This window comes from Lichenihabitans sp. PAMC28606 (assembly GCF_020616535.1).
GTDB classification, from domain to species: Bacteria; Pseudomonadota; Alphaproteobacteria; order Rhizobiales; family Beijerinckiaceae; genus Lichenihabitans; species Lichenihabitans psoromatis.
The window spans coordinates 495,756-520,519 of the sequence record NZ_CP085136.1; the positions used below are offsets into that span (position 1 = coordinate 495,756).

Genomic DNA, 24,764 nt, shown 5'->3' on the forward strand with positions numbered 1-24,764 from the left:
CACGATTGCGCGATGCTGCTGTCGCAGGCATCGGGGCGGGGCACCTCGATTCGCATTAGATGCAGAGACGCGCCAAGCCGCAAGGAAAACTTGCGCCTTTAGCCGTCACCGGACGTTGACTCGCGGTCGCGGGTCGCTCGATCAGTCGATGCCGAGCGACTTCAATTTGCGATGCAGTGCGGAGCGTTCCATCCCGATGAACTCGGCCGTTCTCGAAATATTGCCGCCGAACCGGCTGATCTGCGCCACCAGATATTCGCGCTCGAACACTTCACGGGCTTCGCGCAGCGGCAGGCTCATCAGCTTCTCGCCTCCTGCCCCATTCGGGGTCGCCGGCACCAAGGTTCCAATCTCAGCCGGTAACATATCGGCCGAGACTTCCGCCTCGAGATCGCCACCGGCCAGGATCATCAGCCGCTCGACATTGTTGCGGAGCTGGCGAATGTTGCCGGGCCAATCATGCGACTGGAGCACCGCCATGGCGTCGGCCCCGATCTTCCGGCGCGGCAACCCGCCCGTCGATGAGACCTGGTCCATGAAGAATTCGATCAGTTCGGGAATGTCCTCGCGGCGCTCGGACAGGGACGGAACCCGCATCGGCACGACGGAAAGCCGGTGAAAGAGATCCTCCCGGAACGTGCCTTCGGCGATCCCCACCGAAAGATCCCGGCTGGTCGACGAGATGATGCGAACGTCGACATGCACGCGTGTCGATCCGCCGACGCGCTGGAAATTTTGATCGACCAGCACCCGTAGGATCTTGCCCTGCGTCTCACGCGGCATATCGGCGACCTCGTCGAGATAGAGCGTGCCGCCATGCGCCTCTTCCAGCGCACCGACCTGACGATTGCGACCATCGCCGCCCTCGGTCCCGAAGAGTGCCACTTCCATCATGTCGGGCGTGATCGTCGCCGCATTGATGACCACAAAGGGTGCAGTCGCACGGGCCGAAACGTCGTGCAGCATGCGGGCGGTCAGTTCCTTGCCCGAGCCCGGCGCGCCGGAGATCAGGATGCGGGAGTTGGCGGGTCCGATCTTCTCGATCGCCTGCCGCAATTGATTGGTCGTGGTCGACTTGCCGACAATCCGGTTCGGCGTGAAGGCGCGAATCTTGAGGTCGGTGACCTCGCGCTTGAGGCGCGATGTCTCAAGCGCGCGGTCGGCCACGAGCACCAAGCGATCGGCCTTGAACGGCTTTTCGATAAAGTCGTAGGCCCCGATCTTGATGGCCGACACCGCCGTTTCGATGTTGCCGTGACCCGAGATCATCACGACCGGTAAGCTTGGATGCTGCTCCTTGATGATTTCGAGCAGTTGCAAACCATCGAGGCGCGAGCCTTGCAGCCAGATATCAAGGAACACGAGATGGGGTCGCCGCGCACCGATGAGAGACAGCGCCTCGTCGGAGTTCCGCGCCGTTCTGGTTCCGTGACCCTCGTCGGACAAGATGCCCGAAACAATGTCCCGAATGTCGGCTTCGTCGTCTACGACCAGGATGTCTGTGGCCATGTGATCCTCAAGCTTGTTCGGAAAATGATTCGGCTCGGGCCGTCTCGGGCAGGCCGAGAGACCGGAGAACCGGGAAAAAGAGACGAACGCGGGCGCCTTTGACGGATTGCCCGTCCGATGCGGCATCGAGCAATTCGATGCCGCCGCCATGATCCTCGAGGATCTTGGCCACGATCGCGAGACCGAGCCCGGTGCCATCCGCGCGCGTCGTCATATACGGCTCGAGCAAACGTTGTCGGTTTTCTGCCGGAAAGCCCTTGCCGTTGTCGACGATATCGATCGATGCCATGCCGTCGTGATCGACACTCAGAGTGACGTCGATCCGGCCCGGTCCCCGTTCGTCTTCCGGAACGGCGGCGATGCCCTCGGTGGCGTTTTTGGTGATGTTTGTCAGCGCCTGCGTGATCAGACGACGGTCGAACTTGGCGATGACGGGATCGGCCGGAAGGTGATCCACGAACGTGACATCCGGATGCCCTTCACGCATCAGGAACAGGACCTGTTCGATGCAGGGCCGGACGTCGTCCTCCTCGAGCAAGGGTTTTGGCATACGGGCGAAGGACGAGAACTCGTCGACCATGCGCTTGATGTCGTCGACCTGGCGGACGATCGTATCGATACATTGATCGAATACGTCACGTCCCTCGACGATGACGCGCCCGTAGCGCCGCTTCAGGCGCTCTGCCGAGAGCTGGATCGGGGTCAACGGATTTTTGATTTCGTGGGCAATCCGTCGGGCCACATCGGCCCAAGCGGAGGTCCGCTGCGCCGAAATAAGGTCGGTGATGTCGTCGAGCGTCACCACATGATTGTAATCACCCGCGGCCGATACGTCGTTCGTCACCCGCACATTCACGGTCCGCTCGCGATTGAGGGTCGTGAGCGTGATCTGCGATTGATGCAGGCGCTGCCGCCCTGCCCTGGCTTCCATCAGCACAGGACCGAGTTCCGGCACCAGCGATTCGATCGTCGCACCGACAAGCGGCTCGCTCGCCCCCGGAATCGACAGAAGCTTCTGCGCCGAGGCGTTGACGACTGTAATCTGCCCTCGGTTGCCGACCCCGATGACGGCCGCCGGAACACCCGACAGCACCGCTTCGGTAAAGATCCGACGCTCGTCGTTCATTCGGTTGGCAACGATCAACTTATTCTGCTGGACCCGAAGCTCCGACGTCATTTTGTTGAACGTCTCGCCGAGGCGGCCCAAATCCCCTTCCGAGCGGCGGACCGGAACCTGGACGTAGAGATTGCCCGACGACACCTGATCCGTCGCTCGGATCAATCGGCGGATCGGCGTCACGAGTTGGTTGGCGAACGACAGGCCGAGCCAGATCGACGACAACATCATGATGGTGGCCAGCAGGCTATACATCGTGATGAACGCCACCTGGATGCTGCGGCGATGGCGATCGAAGATATCGTAAAGACCAATGATATCGGTCGCTTGGCGCGAGAATTCGATTGAGAACGGATCAACCGGACGAGCTAGATACAGGAACGTATCGTCGAAGGACGGCAGCGACCGGAGCGCCACAAACGTCTTGCCCGAGTCGAGCACGAAGCAGACCGGGTCGCGCTTCCGGGCATCCTCGAAATCCGCCGCTTCCGGCTTCGCGATCTGAGCTGGTTTGCCCGTATCGACCTTTTCGACGACGGAGCCGTCGCTCTTCATCATCACGGCCGTGGTAAATCCCAGAAAATGCACCCGAGAGGCGAAATAATTCTGGAAGAATGCGCGCTCGTTATAGCCGACCTTCGCCCGGTCGAGATCGGAGGCCGTGAGGTCAGCTTCGCGCAGTAATGAGTTGCATTGCGTCTCGCGATACAGCCGCGCCGCATCGGCGGTATGCGAGATGAAACCGCGAACATCCTGCATGAAGGCGGGATACAGGCCCCGTTCGAGCGTCACGGACCCAACCACCGCCATGATGATGGCCGGCACGGCGGCCGTGATGCAAAAAAGACCGACGATATAGAGGTGCAGCCGAGCGCCGGCCATGCGGGCTCGCCATGCGATCACGAGCCGAACCGCTTCGGCGATGACGAGGCCGAGCAGAACCAGCACGATCGCGCCGTTCACGAGGAACACATCCACCACGACCGCATCGGTCGGCAGGATGGGGGTATAGCCGGTGAAGACCACGAAGGTCGCGAGCGCCGAAATGAGCCCGAGCGTCACCACGATCGGGCCGAGTCTTAGTGCGAGACGCCGCCGGCGTGGCCGTCGGGTCGATGTCCCCTCTGGTGTGCTCGCAGTTTGGTCCACCAATCAAGAGCCTTCCGGATCAACAGTCCTGCCGCAAACACCATCGGGTCTCGAGTGTCCGAGTCTCCGACTCGGACAGGCTACGCCGATATGCGTTGTATTTATACGACAGTGTTGCCGAACTGCGACGATTTGAGGGCAGCAGCCAAGCTTCGCGCCCAGCGCGCCTTTTTCATGGCGTCCGCTTGTTACCGCGGCATCCGCATCAAACGAATATCAAGCTCCCGAACCTTCTTTCGCAGCGTGTTACGATTGAGGCCGAGAAGTTCGGCGGCCTTGATCTGATTGCCGCGCGTCGCCGCAAGCGCGGCCGAGATCAGCGGCACCTCGAGTTCACGCAGGATGCGATGATAGAGGCCCGGTGGTGGCAGGTTGTCGCCATGCTGGCGGAACACGCCGGACAGATGCCGCTCGACGGAGCCCATCAGGCCGCCGTCGTCGGAGCTGGCGCTGGCCACCATGGAGGTTGCGGCCGTCTGCACGGCCTGCGCGCTTTCCATGCCAAAGCTGCTCAGCGGCGCCTGCCCCGCAAGTTCGGCGTCGACGAGATCACCGCCGATCACCTCTTGCGGGTATAGTGCCGCGAGACGCCGCACGAGATTCTCGAGCTCACGAATATTGCCGGGCCAACGATACCGTTTCAGCCGCTCCTGGGCGTCTGTATCGAGATGTTTCAGCGGCAGACCCTCGGAGGCTGCCAGGGTGAAGAAGTGACGGGCAAGGTCGGGGATGTCTTCGGCCCGTTCGCGCAGCGGCGGCAGGCGCAGCGGCACCACGTTGAGGCGAAAGAACAGATCCTCGCGGAAGAGACCCTGCTGGATCGAGATGCGAAGGTCCTTGTTGGTGGCGGCCACGATGCGAACGTTCGTCTTGATCGGGGTGCGACCGCCAACGGTCGTATATTCAGCCTGCTGCAACACCCGCAGCAATCTCGTCTGCGCCTCCATCGGCATGTCGCCGATCTCGTCGAGGAACAAGGTACCGCCCTCGGCCTGCTCGAAGCGTCCGGCCGAGCGGGTATTGGCGCCCGTGAAGGCCCCCTTCTCATGACCGAACAACTCGCTCTCGATTAGGTCGCGCGGGATAGCCGCCATGTTGATGGCGACGAACGGCCCGGCTTTGCGCTTGCCGTAGTCATGCAGCGCACGCGCCACGAGTTCCTTGCCGGTGCCCGACTCGCCCGTGATCATCACGGTCAGGTCGGTCTGCATCAGCCGCGCCAGCGAGCGATAAATCTCCTGCATGGCGGGCGAGCGACCCACCAAAGGCATGTTTTCGAGATCATCATTATCCTTCGGCAGCGCTCGTTTGCCCGGTTCGCTGAGCGCGCGGCCGACGATCGCGACCAATTCTTTCAGATCGAAAGGCTTTGGGAGATAATCATAGGCGCCCCGTTCGGAGGCCTTGATGGCGGTCATGAACGTGTTCTGAGCGCTCATGACGATGATGGGCAGATCCGGCCGCAGCTTCTTGATCCGGGGCAGGAGTTCGAACGCGTTCTCGTCGGGCATCACCACGTCGGTGATGACGAGATCGCCCTCGCCGGCTTGCACCCAGCGCCAGAGCGAGCCGGCCGTGCCGGTCGTCCGCACGTCGTAACCAGCACGCGCCAAGGCTTGGCTCAGAACCGTGCGGATCGCCGTATCGTCGTCGGCAACGAGGATATGGCCATTCGTCATTACAAACCCCTTCGGATCAAAAGCGGCGTCAGACTTGAGACCCGCGCCCGTCCCGTGCCGCATACATCGGCATCAGAATGCGAAATGCCGTCCGTCTTGGATGCGATTCGCATTCGACGATGCCACCATGGTCGCCGACAATCTTGGCCACCAGTGCAAGACCAAGGCCAGTTCCCGAGACTTTCGTGGTTACGAACGGGTCGAACAGCACGGCTGCGATCTCCGGCGGAATGCCGGGACCATTGTCGCGCACGCAGAATTCGAGCGGCAAGCTGACCGGGTGCGACGAGCCGGCGGTCTTGAGCCGGACCCCTGGTCGGAACGCGGTCGTGAGCTCGATCTCGCCATCGATCGCATCGCCCAGCGACTCTGCCGCGTTTTTTACAAGATTGAGAAACACCTGAACCAGCTGGTCGCGGTTGCCGAGCACATGCGGCAAGGATGGGTCATAGCTCTCCTGAAAGCGAATGTGGCGAGCGAAACCCGCCTGCGCCACGCGCTTCACGTGGTCGAGCACGGCGTGAATGTTGACGCTCTCGCGTTCCGTCGGCCGCATATCCGAAAAGGCTTCCATCCGGTCGACCAGCTTCACGATCCGGTCCGTCTCGTCGCAGATCAAGCGCGTCAGAGCCCGATCTTCGTCGCCGACAGCAGTTTCAAGCAATTGCGCCGCCCCGCGTATGCCCGAAAGCGGGTTCTTGATTTCATGAGCCAGCATCGCCGCAAGCGCAGAAACTGAGCGGGCTGCCCCTCGATGGGTAAGCTGTCTGTCCATTTTATCGGCAATTGTGCGTTCTTGAAGCAGAATCACGACGCCATCGCGAGCTTCCGGCATGGGTGCCACGTGAATGTCGACAATTCTGTCCGGCCCGAGGCGCGGATTACCGAGGTCGACCCGGTATTCTTTTACGGCCGAGCCGCGGTCGAGAACCTGCTCGATCAACGCCAGGAGAGGCGACCCGAACGGCACGAGGTCGGCGAGTTTGTGCCGGGTCATCATGGCGCGTCCCATCTCGAAGAAGGACTCGGCGGCCGAGTTGACATCCACCACGGTTCCATCGGCGCGGATCGCGAGGACAGGATGGGGCAAACCGTTGAGCACCTGAATCGCATTGGCGGCGAGGCTGAGATCAGAGCGCGCCGTCTCGGATCCGTCCGTCCAGGGTGTCGTGTGCGCGGTCATGCGGCATGGTCCATCGTGGTGGTTGTCTCGTCGGATCGAAAAAGCGCTGACAGAAGCGCGGGGACCTCATCCGGATCGGTCGTTGTCACCAGCCTGTCACGGAGATGAGCTGGTGCGCCCTCGGCATGGAGCGCATAGGCCGAGAGATGCTTGCGGGCGTGTCGCAAGCCTTTGTCGCGTCCGAACATGTCGATGATCGACTCGAAATGCTCACATGCCGCCTCGAGGCGAGCTGCGCCGCTCGGCTGCGGCACCGGACGACCGGTCCTCAGAAAGTCCGCGATCTGTCCGACCAGCCAGGGGCGACCGACCGCGGCCCGTCCGAGCATGACGGCATCGGCGCCCGATTGCGCCAGCATCTGCACGGCATCGGCGGCCGAATGGCAGTCGCCGTTGACCACGACCGGGATCGTCACGGCTTCTTTGACGGCCCGAATGGCCGCCCAATCGGCTGTTCCGGTATAGAATTGGTTGCGGGTTCGGCCATGCACCGTGACCAATCGGACCCCGAGTGACTCGGCCCGTCGAGCAAGCTCAGGCGCATTGAGGCTGTCGGCATCCCAGCCGAGCCGCATCTTGACCGTGACCGGAATCGTGACCGCGCGAACGGTTGCGTCGATGAGACGGCAAGCCTGATCGAGATCACGCATCAAGGCCGAGCCCGAGTAACCGCCCGTCACCTTCTTGGCCGGACATCCCATATTGATGTCGATGACGGCAGCGCCGAAGCCTGCTGCGAGGCGAGCCGCTTCCGCCATCGGTGCTGGCTCGCGCCCGGCGATCTGGACCACATGAATCGCGACGCCACGGCCCTCGGCGCGGTTCAGCGTTTCGGCCTGCCCTGTCGTGAAGCTGGCGGCCGCCACCATCTCGCTCACGGTCAGTGGCGCACCAAACCGGCAAGCGATCCGACGCATGCCGATATCGGTGATCCCCGCCATGGGAGCCAAGATCGCACGCCCCGGCACGGCTACGGATCCGATCATGAGACCGGCCTGCGGGACTGCAGTGCGCTGGGACTCAGGTCCTGCGCCATTGCCTGTCTCGTCCGATCGCATCGCTTCGCGCATCAAGCACCTTTCTTTCGGAGGCGGTTCCGGGTAGATCGCTCACGCGACGCGGTGGTCGTTGCCCAGCGTGCCTAAATTATCATCAGCATGGTTTGAAGCCTGCAGATTAGTCAGTTGCTGCGGCGCGGCAACTCCCTTGATAGCGCATCTGAAGGGCCAGTTGGCGACAGTTTGACGCCGCTTGGGCGTGAGTTGGTCGAAATCGTACTCGGAGTTTGTTTGCACGATGCCTGCCTCGTCCCATGTTCTCGTCGTCGCTGCAGGCCGGGGATCGCGCGCCGGCGCTGGATTGCCCAAGCAGTTCAGGACGCTCGCGGGTCAGTCGCTGATTGCGCGGACGCTTCATGCGCTGTTGTCGGCTCATCAGGACCTTCGTGTCACGCCGGTGATCCATCCTGACGACACCGATCTGTTCAGCGAAGCGGCCGGGTTGCTCGATGCGACGATGCGCGAGCGGCTGCATGCTTCCGTTTTCGGCGGCGCGAGCCGGCAGGACAGTGTTCGCCTTGGGCTCGAGGCACTGGCACTGCATGACGTCGCGCCAGACATCGTGCTGATCCACGACGGGGCCCGTCCCTTCGTCTCGCCGGAGCTCGTGTTGCGGGCGATTGCGGCCGCGGATCGACACCAAGCGGCAGTTCCCGGCTGCGCCGTCACCGACACGATCAAGCAGATCGGCTCGGATGGGGCGGTGCTCGGCACACTGGATCGCCAGCAGTTGCGAGCCGTGCAGACGCCGCAAGCCTTTGCGTTTCCGCTGATCCTCGCGGCTCATCGTCAAGCAGCCAAAGCGGGGCGCAACGACCTGACCGATGACGGGGCGGTGGCGGAATATGCCGGCCATTCAGTTTACGTGTTTGAAGGCGATGTCATCAACGTGAAGATCACGACACCCATGGATTTCATGTCCGCCGAAGCTCGCCTGCTCGCCACCCTGCCGGACATCCGCATCGGCCAGGGCTACGACGTCCACTCCTTCACCGACGGCGACCATGTGTGGCTCGGCGGCGTTCGTATCCCGCATGATCGCAAGCTGACCGGCCATTCCGATGCCGATGTCGTGCTCCACGCCTTGACCGATGCGGTCCTCGGTGCGATCGGCGACGGCGATATCGGCGTACACTTCCCGCCCAGCGACGAGAAATGGCGTGGCGCGCGGTCCGCTCTCTTCTTGAAGGATGCGATCGACCGCGTCGGCAAGCGGGGCGGCGTCGTGGCGCATCTGGACGTCACGATCGTATGCGAAGCGCCAAAAATCGGTCCGCATCGCGAGGCCATGCGGGCCGCGATCGCCGCGATCGCCGGGATCGGCATCGACCGGGTCGGCATCAAGGCCACGACATCGGAGCTCATGGGGTTCGTCGGCCGGCGCGAGGGTATGGCGGCTTGGGCTCTTGCGACAGTTCGTCTGCCGCTCGGGCCAACCTGATACGGAGGCGTCGATGTTCTCGCCCGCTCTGCTGCGCCGTGCCGAACTTCTCTTGGATGCATGTCGGGTCCGGTCGCTGATGATCGCGACGGCAGAATCATGCACCGGCGGCCTCGTCGCGGCCTTGTTGACCGAGATCGCTGGATCCTCTGCCGTGGTCGATCGCGGCTTTGTGACCTATTCGAACGACGCCAAGCGCCAGATGCTCGGCGTCCCGGATGATGTGTTGGCCCATGACGGCGCCGTCTCCGAGGCCACCGCCCGAGCAATGGCGGCCGGAGCGATCACCCGCTCGAACGCCGACTTGGCGGTCAGCATCACGGGGATCGCCGGGCCGGGCGGCGGCAGCGAAGCCAAGCCCGTGGGGCTGGTGCATTTTGCCTGTCAGGTGCGGGTTGGCGCTGGTCGGGCGGGCGCAAGCAACCATGTCGAGCGCCGTTTCGGGCCGCTCACCCGCGATGCTATTCGACTGGCGTCGGTCGAGCAGGCCTTGGCGCTGCTGGAAGCCGCCATCGCTGCGACGCCGGCCTGACGCGTCCGAGCGCCAACCGGCGGAAGGCTTTCACCGTCAAGGCGCCGCCACACGCGTGCCAGCGTGCGGGTAGACGCGGTTGGCACGCTCCTCGAACGCCTCGGCAAAGCGCCTGAATGCCGCTTCGAAGACAGAGCCCATGAGCATGCCGAACATCCGGCTTTTGAACTCGTAGTCGATGAAAAATTCGACGGTCGATTCCGGCCCTTTCGACCCCGGTGGCAGATCGACGAAACGCCACCGATTTTCCATGCGCGTGAACGGCCCGTCGACATATTCGACGAGAATCTGCATCTGCGGCCGATCCATCGTGACCCGGCTCGTGAAGGTCTCGCGGATGGCCTTGTAGCCGATCCGCATGTCGGCGAGCAGTTGCTCGCGACCATCGTCGAGCGTCGTCCGGCGTCGGATGTCCAGGCTCTGACAAAGCGGCAGGAACAACGGATAATGCTCCACATCGGCAACGAGATCGAACATGTCGCTTGCGGTATGTCGAACGCGACGGCTGGTGCGGAAGGTTGGCATGTGTCTCGATCGGCCTCAGTGAACCGGATGAGGGACCGATCCTCGTGGATCGTCTCCTCCGTCATGTGTGACATTTAGGGGCTTCGGTCGGCTTTCGCCATCGGCTCAAATCGCCACCCGGCTTTGCGCCGCAAGCAGGTCTCCACTCCCCCCACCCGCGACACCTCAGCTTTCGTTAACCATGTCGCCTTACAACAATGACTAAGAATCACGAGCCGCAACAATCGTTGTGGCCTTGCCCGGTTAACTTCCATGCGGCGAACCCTCACGGCAATCGGTCTGGCCTTAACCGTTCTGACAAGCGGATGCGCCGGGCAGAACTTTCCCACGGATCTTTTCCGCGCCCAGGCCAATGCCCCGTATCAACTCGGGAGCGGCGATCGGCTTCGGATCATCGTGTTCGGGCAGGATGCGCTGTCGAATTCCTATTCGGTGTCGGGCGCCGGAACGGTGTCGCTCCCGCTTGCCGGGGATGTGCGCGTTGGCGGCCTCACGACGACGCAGGCCGAACGCCTGATCGAGACACGGCTGCGTGCCGGCTTCCTGCGCGAACCGCATGTGTCGGTCGAGGTCGAGGCCTTTCGGCCCTTCTTCATTCTCGGCGAGGTCACGCTACCCGGCCAATACCCCTTCGTGAACGGCATGACGGCCCAGAAAGCGATCGCCATTGCGGGCGGTTATACGCCGCGCGGCTTTCAAGGGTCCGTCGATGTGACCCGCAGCATCAATGGTGCGCCGGTGACCGGAACGGTTCCGTTAACGTTCCCAATACGTCCAGGCGACACGCTGACGGTCGAGGAAAGGTTCTTTTAGGAAACCGGTCCATAAAGCCTTGCGAGAGCGGGGCCATGGCGGCCTCGCCTGCAGTTCTGTTCCGGACGATATCGCTCGCGCGATCTCGCACAGGAATGCGAGGCCGGTATGCGGGACGCGTCACGCCACCAAGATGACAGTCTCAGGATCCTTCATGTCTTGCGTGCGCCTCTCGGCGGTCTGTTCAGGCATGTCCTCGATCTGACGCGCGAGCAGGTCGCCCGCGGACATCACGTCGGGCTCGTCGCGGATGCGAGCACCGGCGGCGCAATGGCCGACCGTGTGCTTGCCGATCTGGAGCCTCACCTCGCGCTCGGCGTCACGCGTTTCGCCATGCGGCGTAACCCGCATCTGACGGATGTGTCGGCTCTGTTCAAGATCGCGGCGCTGACGCGTAAGCTCCGCCCGGACGTGCTGCATGGGCACGGATCGAAAGGCGCGACCTTTGCGCGACTTCCGGCGATCCTGCCCTGGGCCGATGCTCATGTGGTGCGGGTCTACACGCCTCATGGCGGAAGCCTCAATTACGCGCCCGGCACGATGTTGCACCGCATTTACATGCGGATGGAGCGGATCATGGCGCAGTCGTCCGACCTGATCCTCTTCGAGAGCGCCTATATCGAGGGCCGGTACGGCCGATCCGTCGGTCGACCTCGTTGTTTGTCCCGCGTCGCCTTGAACGGGATCTCCGAGGCCGAGTTTCTGCCGATCGTGCCGGCGGCTGATGCGGCAGAGTTTCTCTATGTCGGTGAACTGCGCGAAGCGAAAGGGATCGACACGCTTCTGGACGCGATCGCCGCAGCCAGCGTTGCGACGGGTCGCCGGTTGCGGGCTGTTTTAGTCGGGTCCGGTCCCGACCGAGATAAGCTGCAGGCCCGGGCCGCGTCCCTTGGTGTGCAACAAGACATCGTCTTTGCGGGGCCGATACCGGCGCGGCAAGCGTTCGAGCTCGGTCGCGTACTCGTCGTCCCGTCGCGCGCCGAGTCTCTTCCCTACGTCATTCTCGAGGCAGCCGGGGCTCAACTGCCGATCATCGCCACCAATGTCGGCGGCATCCCGGAGATCTTCGGGCCCTATCGGGATCGATTGATCGCTCCCAACGATGTCGCCGGCTTATGCGACAAGATGATCGAGCAACTCAGTCTCTCGCCCGAGCAGGAGCGAGAGGCCGCGCTTGAACTTGCCGATCATGTTCACACGGAATTTGGGATGGCCCGCATGGTGGATGGCGTCATGACAGCGTATCGTGATGCAATCGCCGAGAAAACAAGGCACGCGACCGGGGGAGAGCGATCATCGTCTCTGCGGCCCGGTGGCTTAGGCCTGTAGGAGCTCGTTTCTATGACATCGCCTCCCGGCGGCTTCACGCCGGACGACATTCGCCGCAGCAAAGCGCTCGATCCCGTGGGTCAGGCCGCGCGCCCCTCGACCCGCCCTCCCTCGCCCCGGCTCGTGGCCCTCGCCGAAGCGATGGGTGGCCCGCAATCTCGTCCGCCCTATTCGCCGGTCGTTTTGGCGGGTGTCGTTCGGGTGGTCGAGTTTGCGTTGCTGTGCGCCGTTGGTTTTCTGATCCACGAGGTCTATGTCGCGCCTCTATCTGACAGCAGCGTCGCTTACGTGGCCATGATCCTGATCGTGGGAGCGCTCAGCATCATCGGGTTTCAAGCCGTTCACGCCAATTCGGTCACGGCGTTCCGCGCGCCCGTGACGTTCGGGTTGCGTGTTGCTGCCGTCTGGACATTCGTCTTTCTCGTCGCCCTGGCCGCGATCTTCTTTCTCAAGCTCGAGGGCACGTTCTCACGCGTGTGGCTGCTCAGCTGGTATGGCATCGGCCTGGCGGCGCTCCTGCTCGAGCGCGGGGCTATATCGATGGTGATGCGCCACATGAGCCGGATCGGCCGACTCGATCGCCGCACCGTGATCGTAGGAGGGGGCGCCCCCGCCGAGTCGTTGCTGACCGCCTTCGGCGACCAATCGGAGACCGACGTCCGCATCATCGGAGTTTTCGACGATCGCGACGACGACCGCTCGCCAGACGTGGTGGCGGGCTATCCGAAGCTAGGCAACATCGACGATCTCGTGGAATTCGCCCGCCACACGCGGCTCGATCTCGTCATCTTCACCCTGCCGATCACGGCGGAGCAGCGCCTTTTGCAAATGTTGCGAAAATTATGGGTGCTGCCGATCGACATTCGGCTCGCGGCTCATATCAACAAGCTTCGGTTCCGCCCGCGGTCTTACTCCTACATCGGATCCGTTCCGGTTCTCGATGTGTTCGACAAGCCGATCGCCGATTGGGACGTCGTCTCGAAATGGGTATTCGACCGGCTCGTTGGCGCCTTGGCGCTGCTGGTTCTCTCGCCCGTGCTCCTGGTTATCGCCATCGCGGTGAAACTCGACTCAAAGGGTCCGGTGCTGTTCAAGCAGAAGCGCCATGGCTTCAACAACGAGATCATCGAGGTCTTCAAGTTCCGCTCGATGTATGTCGACCAATTGGACCATGCGGTCAGCAAACAGGTGACGCGAGGCGATCCGCGCGTCACACGGGTCGGTCGCTTCATCCGCCGCACATCGCTCGACGAGTTGCCGCAGCTGTTCAACGTCGTGTTTTGGGGCAATCTCTCCCTGGTGGGGCCGCGGCCCCATGTCGTGCATGCGACCGCCGCCGACCGGGCCTATGATGAAGTCGTCGATGGGTATTTCGCCCGTCATCGGGTTCGACCCGGCATTACGGGCTGGGCGCAGGTCAACGGGTGGCGGGGCGAAACCGATACTTCCGACAAGATCCAACGCCGCGTCGAGCATGATCTCGCCTATATCGAGAACTGGTCGATCTTTTTCGATCTTTACATCCTGCTGATCACGCCGGTCGCTCTCGTCAAGGCCGAGAATGCATATTGACCGCCCATTGGCGGCGGCGAGCGCCGGGTCGGCTCAGGCTGCCCCCATCGCGGTGCGGCTGCCGCCATTGCGGTTTAATTATAATATCCTGATTAAACTAAGTTTCTTCCTTTTCGTCGTGTGCGGCGCCATCGCTCTCGTCGAGCCATCGCCCTACGATTTTGCCTCGTTCCTCACGATCGGACTCTGGTTCCTCGGCGGCTTCAGGGTCCATCGCTTCATCCTGGCTTTCCTGGCCCTGATCTTCATCTATAACTTTAGTGGCTTCGTCGCTCTGCTTCCGTATCTGAACGAGCCCGACCCGACCCTCTTTATGTTGCAATCGCTTTATCTTGCGATCACGGCCGTGTTTTTCGCGCTTTTCTTTGCCGAGAATACGCTGGAGCGGGCCGAGCTTTGCCTGAAAGCCTATGCGTTCAGCACAGTGGTTGCGGCTGCTTGCGGGATTCTCGGCTATTTCAACATCGGCGGTACGGAGGATCTATTCTCCAAATACGGTCGCGCCTCCGGAACGTTCAAGGACCCCAACGTCCTCGGCTCCTACCTCATCATGGGTGCGCTATACTTCATTCAGAGCCTCATTCTCCGCCGCACCCGGCACCTCCTTCTCACCCTTTCGGCCTTGTTCATCGTGGTGGCCGGCATCTTCCTGTCGTTCTCACGTGGGTCGTGGGGCGCTTTCATTGTCGCGGCCCTGATGACGATGGTGTTCGCGTTCCAGTCGAACCGCGACGCGAGGGTGCGCCGACGCATTGTCGTGATGGCGGCCGTGGCGGTCGGCGTGGCCTTGATCGGCATCGTGCTGCTTCTCTCGATCGACAGCACCCGCGAGTTCTTTCTCCAGCGCGCCAGCGTCACACAGGAATATGATGAAGGGGAAACGGGGCGCTTCGGCAACCAACTGCGCTCACTTCCAATGCTGCTCGACCGGCTGAATGGCTTCGGGCCGCTTCGGTTTCGGCTGATCTTCGACCTCGATCCGCATAATTCCTACATCAACTCCTTCGCGTCCTATGGATGGCTTGGCGGGTCGGCGTTCTTGCTGATGGTCGGGCTCACGATCTTCATCGGTTTTCGCTTGGCGCTCGCGCGCTCGCCCTACGCCCGGATCGCGCATGTCTACTGGCCGGCGCTTTTCGTCTTCCTCATGCAGGGGTTTCAGATCGATATCGACCACTGGCGGCATGTCTATCTGATGCTCGGCGCCGTCTGGGGAATCGAGACCGCTCGCATCCGCTGGCTCGAACGACCCGCTTGGGTCGAGCGCCCGGTCGGCTTGCGCCAGGCGTCAGGTCGCCTGCCCTTGCGGTGAAGCCGGAGCAAGGCGCGCGCGATAGACCGAGGTGATGGCCGCGATGTGGCGTTGCAGGGTGGGCGGGTTCGACCAGTAGAGCTCATAGGCACGCTGTGACAGCCGTTCGACCAGCGCATCGTCCGCCATCTCGCGCAACGCACGGGCGAGATCGGCGGCGTCGCCGCTCTTGAACCAGAGCCCCGCGACACCGTCTTCGATCTCCTCCCGCCCAGCGCAACCGTCCGATACGATGACCGGGGTACCGAGCGACTTCGCCTCCAGGACCGTGAGGGGCTGGCCTTCGTACCACAGCGACGGGAACACCAAGGCGCGCGCCTCCCGCATCAACTGCCTGACCTCGTCCGGACCTTTCCAGCCGAGAAGCCGCGCCTCTGGAAAGCGCGCCGCGAGTTCCGAGGCCGCCGGTCCGTCGCCGATGAACAGCGGGATGATACCCGCAAGACGAGCGGCCTCGGCAAAGAGAAATGGCCCCTTCTCGGGCGAGAGACGGCCGATGAACATCATGTTGGCGCCCGGCCTCGGCGGCTTCGGGCCCAGATCGAGCGCATCGATGGGGTTGGAAATTTCGTGCACCGGAATGTCGGTCGGCAGGCGATGGCCGATGACGTCGAGTTGGAATTTCGAGATGCAGATATAGTCGGAAAAAACGGTCGGGAGATGGGCAACCCGCTCCATCACGACTTGCCGAGCCGCGCGCCAAAGCTTCCGCCCATAGGTTCGCGAGTCGCAGTTCGTGCTCCAGCACGCCAGCGACAACGGATCGAGCGGACAGGCGTGATGCTTCTGATAATTATAGAAGCCACCATTCGGGCACAGGATGAAATATTCATGCATCGTATAGATCGCGGGTAAACCCGACCGCGCGATGGGGACCGCGATGGATGGTGAAAGCGCTTTCGCCCAGCCATGGACGTGCACGACGGTGCGACCGGCTGGACAGGTGGCGAGAAGCTCCCCCAGCCGCTTTGCCGCCACGCCGTTCCAGATTCCCTGAACAGCGGCTGCCGCCTTGGACGTATGGCCGATCAGGTCCGCTTGGCCGAGACAAATCACCTCGACGCCCGCTGTGCTGAGAGCGGGCGCGATCGGGCCGACCGCCGCAAAGATGATCGGTCGATGGCCCGCTTGCTTGAGCCCGATGGCACTGTCGAACGCGACTTTAGCCTGACCGCCGGTGACGGAGGCCCAATCGAGAACGATGATGACCGTCATCGGATCGGCGATGTGCTTGTCCATCGCTCACGCTTATCATAGCGGGCTTAATGTGCCGTTCCGGAAGGCCGATCGATCGCCGCCGTCACGGTTGGGTCTGGGCCACGTCTCGGGCGAGCCGCCAAGGTTACTGCCCTTCAACCGGCCATTGAACTCTGAAACTCTTTGATAAGAGCCGCGTAACTTAAGCTGTCTCCCTTGAGGAGGCTGACCTTGTGGAGGTAAACATGTTTTCGAACAGGAACAGCCAGTTCGTCGCCGGTATCGTGCTCGCTCTTGGCGTCGCCGCTGCCCCGGCCGCTTACGCTGCCGTCAAGATGGTCGGTGGTGCACCGATGTATCCGACCAAGAACATCGTCGAAAATGCCGTGAATTCCAAGGATCACACGACGCTTGTTGCAGCCGTCAAGGCCGCCGGTCTCGTCGATACGCTGTCGGGCCCCGGCCCGTTCACGGTTTTCGCGCCGACCAACCGCGCCTTCGCCAAGCTGCCCAAGGGCACTGTCGAGAGCCTTGTTCAGCCTGAGAACAAGGACAAGCTGACCGCGATCCTGACCTATCATGTCGTTCCCGGCACCCTGACGGCCGCTGAATTGAAGCAGCAGGTCAAGGCTGGTGGCGGCAAGGCCGAGCTGAAGACCGTGAATGGCGATACTCTCACCGTAACGGCGCATGGCAAGGGTCTCGATGTGACCGATGCCAAGGGTGACGTCGCGCGCATTACCATTCCGGATGTCATGCAGTCGAACGGCGTCATTCACGTCATCGACACGGTCATGATCCCGGGCTGATGCCCGAAACAGATCGAAAAACGACAGAGGCGCCGCGACCTGCGCGGCGTCAGACCAGCGGGTCCGTTTCGTTAATTGCAACGGGCCTGCAGGGCTTGGCGGGATTGCTCGGCGCCGGGGGAATTGCTGTTGCGGCAGCGGCGGCTCATCGTGGCGGAGGAGACATCACGGCGATTGCCGCCAATATGATGTTGATCCATGCGGCCGCCATCTTTGCGATCCTGGCATCGACGCAGCATTCGACATCACGGGCGGTGTTGGTCGGGGTCATCGCCATGCTCATCGGGGCCGTGTTGTTCTCCGGAGAATTGGCTCTCGCCGGCTTGACCGGCGAACGGCCGTGGCCCACGGCGGCTCCCATCGGCGGAAGTCTGTTGATCGTAGGGTGGCTGGTGGTCGGTCTGGCCATGGTGTACCGCGCCGTGATGGGAGCGACGAAGGCCTGATCGCGCTGGGGCCGACCCAATTTTCGGAACGAGTGCTCCTGCCTTGGTGAACACGGCGAAGTCGCATAGAACCAGCTAAGCGTATCAGGGCGGGTGGCCTTTGGACGTCAGCTGGTGGGGCAGGAAATGCTTGGTTCGTCCCGTGAACTCGCTGTGGTGCTGCAACGGGTGGCACAACGCGATCAGGCGGCCTTTGAGGTTTTATACAACGCGACGAACCGTAAACTCTATGGAATCGTTTTGCGTATTTTGGTCAGCAGGAGCTTGGCGGACGAAATTCTTCAGGAGGTCTATGTGAAAATCTGGCAGAAGGCCGTCGATTTCGACCCTGGGAAAGCGTCCCCGATCACATGGATGGCCGTCATCGCACGCAATCGGGCGCTCGATGAGGTTCGCCGTCCGTCCCACTCAGCCATGCAGGACGACATCAGCGAGGGGCTCGAGATTCCTGCCGAGGTGGATCATCCCCTCGATAGTATGGAACGAAGCGACAGCTTCAAGGCCCTGCTGGTATGCCTGCAAACGCTCGATCCGGAGCGTCGTGAAATCCTACTTTTGGCTTACTATCGCGGTCTGAGTCGCGATGCGCTCGCGCGGCGGTTCAACCACCCGACCGCCACCATCAAGACATGGCTGCACAGAAGCCTGGCCCAGTTGAAGAACTGTCTCGCATCATGACGACTCCCGAAACCGCCGATCATCCCGACATGCTGGCTGGAGAATATGTTCTCGGAACGCTCGATCACGCCGAGCGGACGCAAGCGTCGCTTCGCCGTGTCAGTGACCCCGTTTTCGATGGTGCCGTCACGGCTTGGGAACATCGTCTGGCCCCGCTTTATGAGGCAGCGCCCGAGGTGGAGCCGCCAAGCGAATTATGGTCGTCGATCCTGGCGCGGATCATGGGTTTGAGTGCCGCTGGAATCGGTGCTGCCGGGAATGTGGTTCTACTCAGCCGGCAACTGCAGCGTTGGAAACAAGTCGCTGTCGCGTCGATGGCGCTCGCGGCCGCCTTGGCGCTTTGGGTTGCGGTCTCGCCCTTCATGGGGACGCGTGGTATGAACGAGCCTCTTGTGGCCGTGTTGCAGAAGACGAACGACGCTCCGGCTTTCGTGATGCGGGCCGATCTTCGGGACAATGCTCTGTCGATCAATCCTGTCGCTGCGACCCCGATCCAAGGCAAGTCTTACGAATTGTGGATCATCGATGCCGATCTCGGTGCGCCGAAGTCACTTGGGATCCTTGGCGAAGATCATGTCTCGCAAACAAAACTCCCGAATGTCTCGCGCGCCGTCTTGGAACGAGCCACATATGCCGTCACGATCGAGCCACCGGGCGGATCTGTGAATGGCGTCCCATCAGGTGCTCCGGTTTTCTTCGGACATCTGCTGCGAACCGGGCCGTAAAACTTGATTTCCACCGCCGGCGGTCCGATATCTAATGTAACGGTTTTAAACATGTGGCCCAAGTTGCGTTACGCAGCCTGTCAAAGCGACGTCACGGTCGCGATGCCATCATCGTTTGGACGATCATAGTAGGTTAACGCTAGGCTCGACAGGATAGCGTCTGATCGAGTGGCTCGGCGAGGGGAGTTGAACATGGGTGTGAACGAAGCCGAACAAGGTCAAGGCTCGGCCGCATCCACGACGGAGTCGTCTGAGGCAGAGCAAACGACGCTGCATTCCGCCGAACCGAAACCGACACATGCTCTCAAAGACGATATGCTTCGGACTATTCCGAGCCTGCGGGCCTTTGCGTTCTCGCTTTGCGGAAATGCCGATCGTGCCGATGATCTAGTTCAAGAGACCTTGATGAAGGCCTGGATCAATCAGAATTCATTCACGCCGGGCACGAGCATGTCGGCTTGGCTGTTTACGATCCTGCGGAACGTTTTCTACTCGGAATATCGGAAGCGGCGTCGTGAGGTCGAGGACGCTGAAGGCACCATGGCGGCTCGCCTCGTGTCGGTGCCCGAGCAGAACGGGCATATGGATTTGCAGGATCTCCGCACCGCGCTGCAGAAGCTCCCGGCCGAACAGCGGGAGGCCTTGATCCTGGTTGGCGGGTCTGGTTTTGCCTACGAAGAAGCGGCGCAGATCTGCGGTTGTGCTCTCGGGACGTTGAAGAGCCGCGTCAACCGGGCGCGAACCGCCATCGCGGCCCTCATGGCTTTGGAAACAACAAGCGACGTCGGCAAGCCGGAATGGAACGCCATGGGCGAACTCGGCAGTGTCATGATGTGGGAACGAAACTAAGCCCCATCCGTCCCTTATTTCTCAACTGTGTTTAGGCCGGTGGGATGCCGCGGCGCTCTCGCGCGGCCGTTCTGTATCGAGCTGAAAACGTAGCCGATGATCTGACGCGGCCTGGTGATGACGGACATCGTCGGGGCGTCGCTGTACTCTGTATCAGCGCCGGTAGCGACGGCCTCAGGCCTCACCGAAAGATATCCGGCTCAGTCCCCGCTTTGCCATGACGCATTGTGCCGTGTTGCTGAGAAGCGCCGCGCTGCGTCGTCGAAAGATGATGTCGGGGCCTATTCAATAGAAAAGCCCGGCGCTTTCGCGCCGGGCTTCTTTTTTGGACGAACCGAGTCGACTTAGAAGTCGCGCTCGACGCGGAGGCGAGCCTCGAAGGCATCGGGGTTCTTCTTGACGCCGACCGGCAGAGCGGTCGCGGCCTGGCCGAGTTCGTGAGCCAAGGTCTGGTCGATGCGCATGTAGATCACTTCCACGCCGAAGTTCAGGTCGTGAACCGGGGTGAAGATGAACTGGTTGCCGACGCGGAATTCCGATGCGTCGCCGATACCGCCACGGGTCCAGTCGATGTTCTTGACGATGTTGCCGTAGCCGATCGTCTCGTACGAACCGAACAGAACGTCGTGGAACTGGGGCGTGAAGTAGTGGTGCAAGGCGCCCATGACGTGGAAGCCCGACCCCTTCTGGAGGGTGTAACCGCCAGTGCCGTTGCCGATCGCGACAGCGTCACGGTCGATATGCTGGAAGCCGCCGAGCGCGAGCGAGTTGAAGCCGGCGTTCAGGTAGTTCGAAGAATCCTGGTAGAGGTAAGCGCCTTCCTGGTAGCCGCCTTCGATCCACAGATCGTCGCCAGCAGCCAGCATCGGCAGCTTGATCTGCACGCCGCCCTGAACCGCGAAGCCTTCCGTGGTCGAGTTGGCGAACTGGTTGGCGATCGCCACGTTGCCGAGCGGACCCGCAACCGTGTTCACGTCATGGTAGGCAGCCGAGATCTGAGCCGCACCCCAAGCCTGATCGACGCGCAGGACACCGACCACATCCGGGATCGTCTCGCCAGCGTAGACGGCGTTCGCGCCAGCCAGACCGTTGAGGCCAGCGGCCGGGTTGATGGCGCCGTTGCCGAACGCGATGTTGCCGATGTTCTGGCCGAGGTTACGACCGTTGCGGTCTTCGACCGAGATCGTTGCCGAGAAGCCGCCACCGAACGTCGCGGTGTAAGCGAAGACGTTGTTGCTTTCGTCGGAGTTGGCAATGCCTTCGAAGTTGTAGTTGTCGGCGTAGAAGTCGAAGAACGACTGAACGCGACCGGCCGTGAACCCAGCGAACTGGATGAAGCCCTTGTCGAGATAGGCGTTGTTGCCGCCCTGGTTGGCGAAGGAGTTCTGACCACCAGCGACACCGCCGCCCGAGTAGTTGCCCTGCAGACGATCGATCTGGAAGCGGACGTAGGTGCGCAGCGTGCCATAGGCGGTCTGCGTGCGAGCGTCGGCGTCGATACGACCGCGAGCGAAGAAGCCGCTTGCGTCACGGCTACGGCCCGGGATGAACGTGCCGGTGGCGCGCGGAGCCGCAACCGTGCTGACGCCCGGGGTCGGGAAAAAGGCCGAGTTGTTCTGGATGTAGGCATATTCGGCGCGGATGATGCCGCCGACCTTCAAGCAGGTGTCGGTGCCCGGGATGTAGAAGTAGCCAGCGCCGGTCCAGTCGCAAACGCGAACGTATTCGACCGGGGCAGCCTTCCGAAACGGCAAATCAGCAGCCTGCGCGCCAGCAATAGCGGCCATTCCGGCCACCGAACCAAGAAGAAGACTCTTAACGAGCTTCATAGTACAACCTCCAGTTTGAAAGACCCAACGAGATTAGACTTGCTCTTGTTCGAAGCAGATTGAGACCGGACCGTCTTCATTCCAACTTTATCGAACCGTTGCTACTCTAACCTCCTTATCAACCCGGACTTGCCCTTACAAAACCCGGCGTCTTGGCCGATGGCATCTTTGCAAGAATTCCGTTCCGATCTGAGCGTGGGGTAACCCCCGTTCGCAAAATCAACATACGCGGCGACCCCTCGGCCACAAACGCCAGAATGGTCCCAACGCCCTTCCGTGGGGGGTTTCACTTCGGATTGTGACATTCGAGCAACGAATTTTCGACCCAATGTTGCCTTGTTGCCGCGTGTCGGCAAAAAAGCATGCCACATATGCGATTAGCGGCATCAGTCGCTTTAACGACCGTGGGCCGATCGTGGCATTAGATCTCGCTTGCGCTGATTCATGGCTTTGATCGCCAACGTTCGACGACGGCTCGGTGCCGCACTCACATCTCGTGTCCGGGTCGGATGACGTCCCGTTCCCAATCTCCCAGCCGCTTCGGCGCCCTGATACGGGCATCGAACGCTTGCCATGCCGGGCCTCTTCGGGCATAGGTCTGGACGTTGCTGGTCCACGGACTGCGGCGAGCGGAGATGTGGCCGAGAGGCTGAAGGCGGCGGTTTGCTAAACCGTTATAGGGTTGTAAAGCCCTATCGAGGGTTCGAATCCCTCCGTCTCCGCCAATTGTTGCTTCTCTCCCCCATCTTGATGTCTTGCCTCCCCGCACTCTCTCGAAGCATCGGGACGATGACGATGGCGCGCAAATTCTGCAGAACGACGGGGGTGGGACGGCCGAATTAGATTCGCGGACCGCGATAGACCAATTTCGGCCGGATCTGCGCGGCGCGCGATGCGCCCTGCTGATGCTGATGCTGCTGGTTCCAAAGGCTCGAATAAATCTCGCAGCGGCCGAGCAGTTCCTCGTGCGTGCCGATATCGTGAACCGTGCCTTGATCAAGAACCATGATGGCGTCACAGCGCACCAGGGACGATAGCCGATGCGAGATCACCAACATGGTTCGCCCGTTTGCGATCGATTCGATGTTGGCGTTGACGATCGCCTCGCTTTCGGCATCGAGTGCACTCGTCGCTTCATCGAGAATCAGCAATTTCGGATCGGTGATGAGCGCACGAGCGATCGCGAGTCGCTGGCGTTGGCCGCCCGACAGATTCGGCGACCCCTCGAAAATATAAGTCTCGTAGCCGCGAGGCAGCTTGTCGATGAACTCCTGCGCGCCGCCGAGGCGGGCCGCCGCCACCATCTCGTCATAGGTCGCGTTCGGTTTCGCGATTGTGATGTTCTCTTTGATGGTCCCGGTGAACAGGTAATTATCCTGCAGGACCACACCGAGGCTGCTCCGCAGGTGATCGATGTCATAGTCTCGGATATCGAGGCCATCGATTTTGATCGACCCTCGGTAATCGGAATGCAGCCTCTGCAAAAGGCGCGTGATGGTCGTCTTCCCCGAGCCGCTGCGCCCCATGACGCCGAGCGTCGTGCCTTGCGCGATATTGAACGTCACGTCGTTGAGGGCTCGTCGCGTCGAGCCTTTGTAGCTGAACTGCACTTTCGAGAATTCGAGGTGCCCCTGTAACGGCGTTTTGACGCCGTGGCCGGAACGCCCCTCCTCCGCGGGTTGATTGACCACGTTGGAGACAACCTGGATGGCGATCCGCGCATCGTCCAACTGGCTGACCAATTTGGCGGCTTGGATCAGCGGCGTCGCCACGCGCTGACTGAGCAGCAGGAACGCCAGCAGACCGCCGACCGAGATCGGATCGTCGTTGGCGGTCGCCAGATAAACGCCATACGCGAAGGTGCCGCTCACCATCAGCTTTTCCAGCGGCGCGACGACGGTCTGAACCATATTCGACGTGCGGCCTTCGGCGATGCGGGCCATGGCGGCGCGTCTGTTCAACCCGTCCCAAAGCTTGCGCTGCCGCGCGTCGAGCGCGAGCGACTTGACGGTCCGTATGCCCTGCAAGGTCTGGATCATGAAGGATGAGCGGGCACTTTCGGCCGCCACGACGACCGACAGTCGCCGCCGCATCAACGGCATCATCAAGACGATCCAGGTGAAGATCGCCACACAGCAGACCAGCACGATCGCGGTCAGGATCGGGCTAAAGAAGGCCATGACGGGGAGGAAGACCAGCAAGATCCCAAGATCGAGAACGCTTCCGAACATCTGTCCGGTCAGGAACAGGCGGATCTTGTTGCTCTCGCTGAGCCTAAACGCGATGAGACCGATCGGATTGCGCTCGAAAAAGTCGATCGGCAGGCTCAGCACTTTATCGAAGATATAGGTCGAGAGCTTGATGTCGATTCGTGTCGTCAGATGAAGAACGAGGTAGCGGCGGATCGCTGCGAAGACGACATCGAAGGCGGTCAGCACCGCCATGCCCAGACAAATGACGATGAAGGTGCTGATGCTGTGGGATTGAAACACCCGGTCCGACATCAGGCGAAAGAAGATGACCGGTGTGAGCGCCAGCAAGCTCAGGATTGCGGCGCAGATCACCACATCGCGCACGATCCGGCGCTCACGGAAAACGAGGCTAGCCACGAGCTGAGCACTGAACGGCTTGGTCTCATCGGAAATCGCATAGCTGCGGCTGAACAAGACAATCTCGCCGCTCCACGCCTCTTCCAAGCGATGGCGGTCCACCACGAGCTCGAGTTCGCCCGGAGACATCGGATCCCGGAGCTTGGCCCAGGACAGCTTCGGGTTTTCGCCGACGTCGACAAGCAGCATTGCATTGCCGTTCTTCAGCTTCACCACCGCCGGAAAGGTCTTCGCAATTTTGGTGAGGCCGTCCCAATCCAGCGTCACGGCCTTGGCGCGTAGACCTGAAGCTTGCGCGAGAGTGACGAGCTGATTCGATGTCGCTTCATCGCTCGACGGCCCAAAATCCTTGACCAATCGGTCGAGCGTGACGTTCAGGCCGTGATGCCTGGCCACCAGACTC

Annotated in this window: 20 protein-coding genes and 1 tRNA gene; 12 read left to right on the forward strand and 9 right to left on the reverse strand. The window is 61.7% G+C overall.

Features of this window, described 5'->3' with window-relative positions:
• Nucleotides 1–141 precede the first annotated feature (141 nt).
• The 5 genes from LGH83_RS02370 to dusB all read right to left on the reverse strand — a co-directional run bounded on the left by LGH83_RS02370 (nt 142) and on the right by dusB (nt 7,623).
• Nucleotides 142–1,509 carry a sigma-54-dependent transcriptional regulator gene (locus LGH83_RS02370; protein ID WP_131116740.1) on the reverse strand — a complete coding sequence of 456 codons (1,368 nt, stop codon included), beginning with the start codon at nt 1,507–1,509 and terminating at the stop codon, nt 142–144.
• Between the two features lie 7 nt (nt 1,510–1,516).
• The gene (locus tag LGH83_RS02375; protein WP_227400462.1) at nt 1,517–3,688 is read right to left on the reverse strand and encodes a sensor histidine kinase NtrY-like; all 2,172 of its coding nucleotides are present in this window, start codon (nt 3,686–3,688) and stop codon (nt 1,517–1,519) included.
• 275 nt (nt 3,689–3,963) lie between these two features.
• Nucleotides 3,964–5,454, reverse strand: a complete 1,491-nt coding sequence (gene ntrC, locus LGH83_RS02380) for a nitrogen regulation protein NR(I) (RefSeq protein WP_227400463.1) — start codon at nt 5,452–5,454, stop codon at nt 3,964–3,966.
• A gap of 28 nt (nt 5,455–5,482) precedes the next feature.
• Complete coding sequence (locus LGH83_RS02385; RefSeq protein WP_227400464.1) at nt 5,483–6,637, reverse strand: two-component system sensor histidine kinase NtrB; 1,155 nt, start codon at nt 6,635–6,637, stop codon at nt 5,483–5,485.
• Complete coding sequence (dusB, locus tag LGH83_RS02390) at nt 6,634–7,623, reverse strand: tRNA dihydrouridine synthase DusB (protein ID WP_227400465.1); 990 nt, start codon at nt 7,621–7,623, stop codon at nt 6,634–6,636. The genes LGH83_RS02385 and dusB overlap by 4 nt, the downstream gene beginning before the upstream one ends.
• A 310-nt stretch (nt 7,624–7,933) precedes the next feature.
• Between dusB and LGH83_RS02395 the strand changes: the two genes are divergently transcribed.
• Nucleotides 7,934–9,136, forward strand: a complete 1,203-nt coding sequence (locus LGH83_RS02395) for a bifunctional 2-C-methyl-D-erythritol 4-phosphate cytidylyltransferase/2-C-methyl-D-erythritol 2,4-cyclodiphosphate synthase (RefSeq protein WP_227400466.1) — start codon at nt 7,934–7,936, stop codon at nt 9,134–9,136.
• A gap of 13 nt (nt 9,137–9,149) precedes the next feature.
• The gene (locus LGH83_RS02400; protein ID WP_227400467.1) at nt 9,150–9,668 is read left to right on the forward strand and encodes a CinA family protein; all 519 of its coding nucleotides are present in this window, start codon (nt 9,150–9,152) and stop codon (nt 9,666–9,668) included.
• A 36-nt stretch (nt 9,669–9,704) separates the two neighbouring features.
• Here the strand turns inward: LGH83_RS02400 and LGH83_RS02405 are convergent, their stop codons facing one another.
• Nucleotides 9,705–10,193 (reverse strand): type II toxin-antitoxin system RatA family toxin, encoded by a 489-nt coding sequence (locus LGH83_RS02405; RefSeq protein ID WP_227400468.1) that lies wholly within the window; start codon nt 10,191–10,193, stop codon nt 9,705–9,707.
• Nucleotides 10,194–10,445: 252 nt separating this feature from the next.
• Between LGH83_RS02405 and LGH83_RS02410 the strand changes: the two genes are divergently transcribed.
• From LGH83_RS02410 to LGH83_RS02425, 4 genes are all read left to right on the forward strand, one after another.
• On the forward strand, nt 10,446–11,006 hold the full coding sequence (locus LGH83_RS02410; protein ID WP_227400469.1) for a polysaccharide biosynthesis/export family protein: 561 nt from the start codon (nt 10,446–10,448) through the stop codon (nt 11,004–11,006).
• 159 nt (nt 11,007–11,165) lie between these two features.
• Nucleotides 11,166–12,335 carry a glycosyltransferase gene (locus LGH83_RS02415; protein WP_227400470.1) on the forward strand — a complete coding sequence of 390 codons (1,170 nt, stop codon included), beginning with the start codon at nt 11,166–11,168 and terminating at the stop codon, nt 12,333–12,335.
• A gap of 12 nt (nt 12,336–12,347) precedes the next feature.
• The gene (locus LGH83_RS02420) at nt 12,348–13,907 is read left to right on the forward strand and encodes an undecaprenyl-phosphate glucose phosphotransferase (protein WP_227400471.1); all 1,560 of its coding nucleotides are present in this window, start codon (nt 12,348–12,350) and stop codon (nt 13,905–13,907) included.
• Nucleotides 13,897–15,219, forward strand: a complete 1,323-nt coding sequence (locus LGH83_RS02425; RefSeq protein WP_227400472.1) for an O-antigen ligase family protein — start codon at nt 13,897–13,899, stop codon at nt 15,217–15,219. Before LGH83_RS02420 ends, LGH83_RS02425 begins: the two co-directional genes overlap by 11 nt.
• Here LGH83_RS02425 and LGH83_RS02430 read toward each other — a convergent pair.
• Nucleotides 15,196–16,458 carry a glycosyltransferase family 4 protein gene (locus LGH83_RS02430; RefSeq protein WP_227400473.1) on the reverse strand — a complete coding sequence of 421 codons (1,263 nt, stop codon included), beginning with the start codon at nt 16,456–16,458 and terminating at the stop codon, nt 15,196–15,198. The genes LGH83_RS02425 and LGH83_RS02430 overlap by 24 nt on opposite strands.
• Before the next feature lie 203 nt (nt 16,459–16,661).
• Here LGH83_RS02430 and LGH83_RS02435 point away from each other — a divergent pair, with 203 nt between their 5' ends.
• From LGH83_RS02435 to LGH83_RS02455, 5 genes are all read left to right on the forward strand, one after another.
• Nucleotides 16,662–17,225 carry a fasciclin domain-containing protein gene (locus LGH83_RS02435; protein ID WP_131116772.1) on the forward strand — a complete coding sequence of 188 codons (564 nt, stop codon included), beginning with the start codon at nt 16,662–16,664 and terminating at the stop codon, nt 17,223–17,225.
• Between the two features lie 95 nt (nt 17,226–17,320).
• A complete protein-coding gene (locus LGH83_RS02440; protein ID WP_227400474.1) occupies nt 17,321–17,671 on the forward strand; it encodes a DUF423 domain-containing protein in 351 nt (116 codons plus the stop codon).
• Between the two features lie 126 nt (nt 17,672–17,797).
• Entirely contained in the window at nt 17,798–18,349 is a 552-nt protein-coding gene (locus tag LGH83_RS02445) for a sigma-70 family RNA polymerase sigma factor (RefSeq protein WP_131116777.1), read from the forward strand.
• A complete protein-coding gene (locus LGH83_RS02450) occupies nt 18,346–19,074 on the forward strand; it encodes an anti-sigma factor domain-containing protein (RefSeq protein WP_227400475.1) in 729 nt (242 codons plus the stop codon). Before LGH83_RS02445 ends, LGH83_RS02450 begins: the two co-directional genes overlap by 4 nt.
• Nucleotides 19,075–19,389: 315 nt before the next feature.
• Complete coding sequence (locus tag LGH83_RS02455; protein WP_245504367.1) at nt 19,390–19,923, forward strand: sigma-70 family RNA polymerase sigma factor; 534 nt, start codon at nt 19,390–19,392, stop codon at nt 19,921–19,923.
• A gap of 344 nt (nt 19,924–20,267) precedes the next feature.
• On the opposite strand, the gene LGH83_RS02460 is transcribed toward LGH83_RS02455, so the two are convergent.
• On the reverse strand, nt 20,268–21,752 hold the full coding sequence (locus LGH83_RS02460) for a porin (RefSeq protein ID WP_227400477.1): 1,485 nt from the start codon (nt 21,750–21,752) through the stop codon (nt 20,268–20,270).
• Between the two features lie 631 nt (nt 21,753–22,383).
• Between LGH83_RS02460 and LGH83_RS02465 the strand changes: the two genes are divergently transcribed.
• Nucleotides 22,384–22,477: transfer RNA gene (locus LGH83_RS02465), tRNA-Ser, on the forward strand.
• A 114-nt stretch (nt 22,478–22,591) separates the two neighbouring features.
• On the opposite strand, the gene LGH83_RS02470 is transcribed toward LGH83_RS02465, so the two are convergent.
• Nucleotides 22,592–24,757 carry a peptidase domain-containing ABC transporter gene (locus tag LGH83_RS02470; protein ID WP_319799595.1) on the reverse strand — a complete coding sequence of 722 codons (2,166 nt, stop codon included), beginning with the start codon at nt 24,755–24,757 and terminating at the stop codon, nt 22,592–22,594.
• Nucleotides 24,758–24,764 lie beyond the last annotated feature (7 nt).

What these genes read in the sequence shown, in the direction of transcription:
- LGH83_RS02370 (WP_131116740.1), bottom strand. Translation starts at nt 1,509, where the DNA reads ATGGCCACAGACATCCTGGTCGTAGACGACGAAGCCGACATTCGGGAC.
- ntrC (WP_227400463.1), bottom strand. Translation starts at nt 5,454, where the DNA reads ATGACGAATGGCCATATCCTCGTTGCCGACGACGATACGGCGATCCGC.
- LGH83_RS02385 (WP_227400464.1), bottom strand. Translation starts at nt 6,637, where the DNA reads ATGACCGCGCACACGACACCCTGGACGGACGGATCCGAGACGGCGCGC.
- dusB (WP_227400465.1), bottom strand. Translation starts at nt 7,623, where the DNA reads ATGATCGGATCCGTAGCCGTGCCGGGGCGTGCGATCTTGGCTCCCATG.
- LGH83_RS02395 (WP_227400466.1), top strand. Translation starts at nt 7,934, where the DNA reads ATGCCTGCCTCGTCCCATGTTCTCGTCGTCGCTGCAGGCCGGGGATCG.
- LGH83_RS02400 (WP_227400467.1), top strand. Translation starts at nt 9,150, where the DNA reads ATGTTCTCGCCCGCTCTGCTGCGCCGTGCCGAACTTCTCTTGGATGCA.
- LGH83_RS02405 (WP_227400468.1), bottom strand. Translation starts at nt 10,193, where the DNA reads ATGCCAACCTTCCGCACCAGCCGTCGCGTTCGACATACCGCAAGCGAC.
- LGH83_RS02410 (WP_227400469.1), top strand. Translation starts at nt 10,446, where the DNA reads ATGCGGCGAACCCTCACGGCAATCGGTCTGGCCTTAACCGTTCTGACA.
- LGH83_RS02420 (WP_227400471.1), top strand. Translation starts at nt 12,348, where the DNA reads ATGACATCGCCTCCCGGCGGCTTCACGCCGGACGACATTCGCCGCAGC.
- LGH83_RS02425 (WP_227400472.1), top strand. Translation starts at nt 13,897, where the DNA reads ATGCATATTGACCGCCCATTGGCGGCGGCGAGCGCCGGGTCGGCTCAG.
- LGH83_RS02430 (WP_227400473.1), bottom strand. Translation starts at nt 16,458, where the DNA reads ATGGACAAGCACATCGCCGATCCGATGACGGTCATCATCGTTCTCGAT.
- LGH83_RS02435 (WP_131116772.1), top strand. Translation starts at nt 16,662, where the DNA reads ATGTTTTCGAACAGGAACAGCCAGTTCGTCGCCGGTATCGTGCTCGCT.
- LGH83_RS02445 (WP_131116777.1), top strand. Translation starts at nt 17,798, where the DNA reads ATGCTTGGTTCGTCCCGTGAACTCGCTGTGGTGCTGCAACGGGTGGCA.
- LGH83_RS02450 (WP_227400475.1), top strand. Translation starts at nt 18,346, where the DNA reads ATGACGACTCCCGAAACCGCCGATCATCCCGACATGCTGGCTGGAGAA.
- LGH83_RS02455 (WP_245504367.1), top strand. Translation starts at nt 19,390, where the DNA reads ATGCTTCGGACTATTCCGAGCCTGCGGGCCTTTGCGTTCTCGCTTTGC.
- LGH83_RS02460 (WP_227400477.1), bottom strand. Translation starts at nt 21,752, where the DNA reads ATGAAGCTCGTTAAGAGTCTTCTTCTTGGTTCGGTGGCCGGAATGGCC.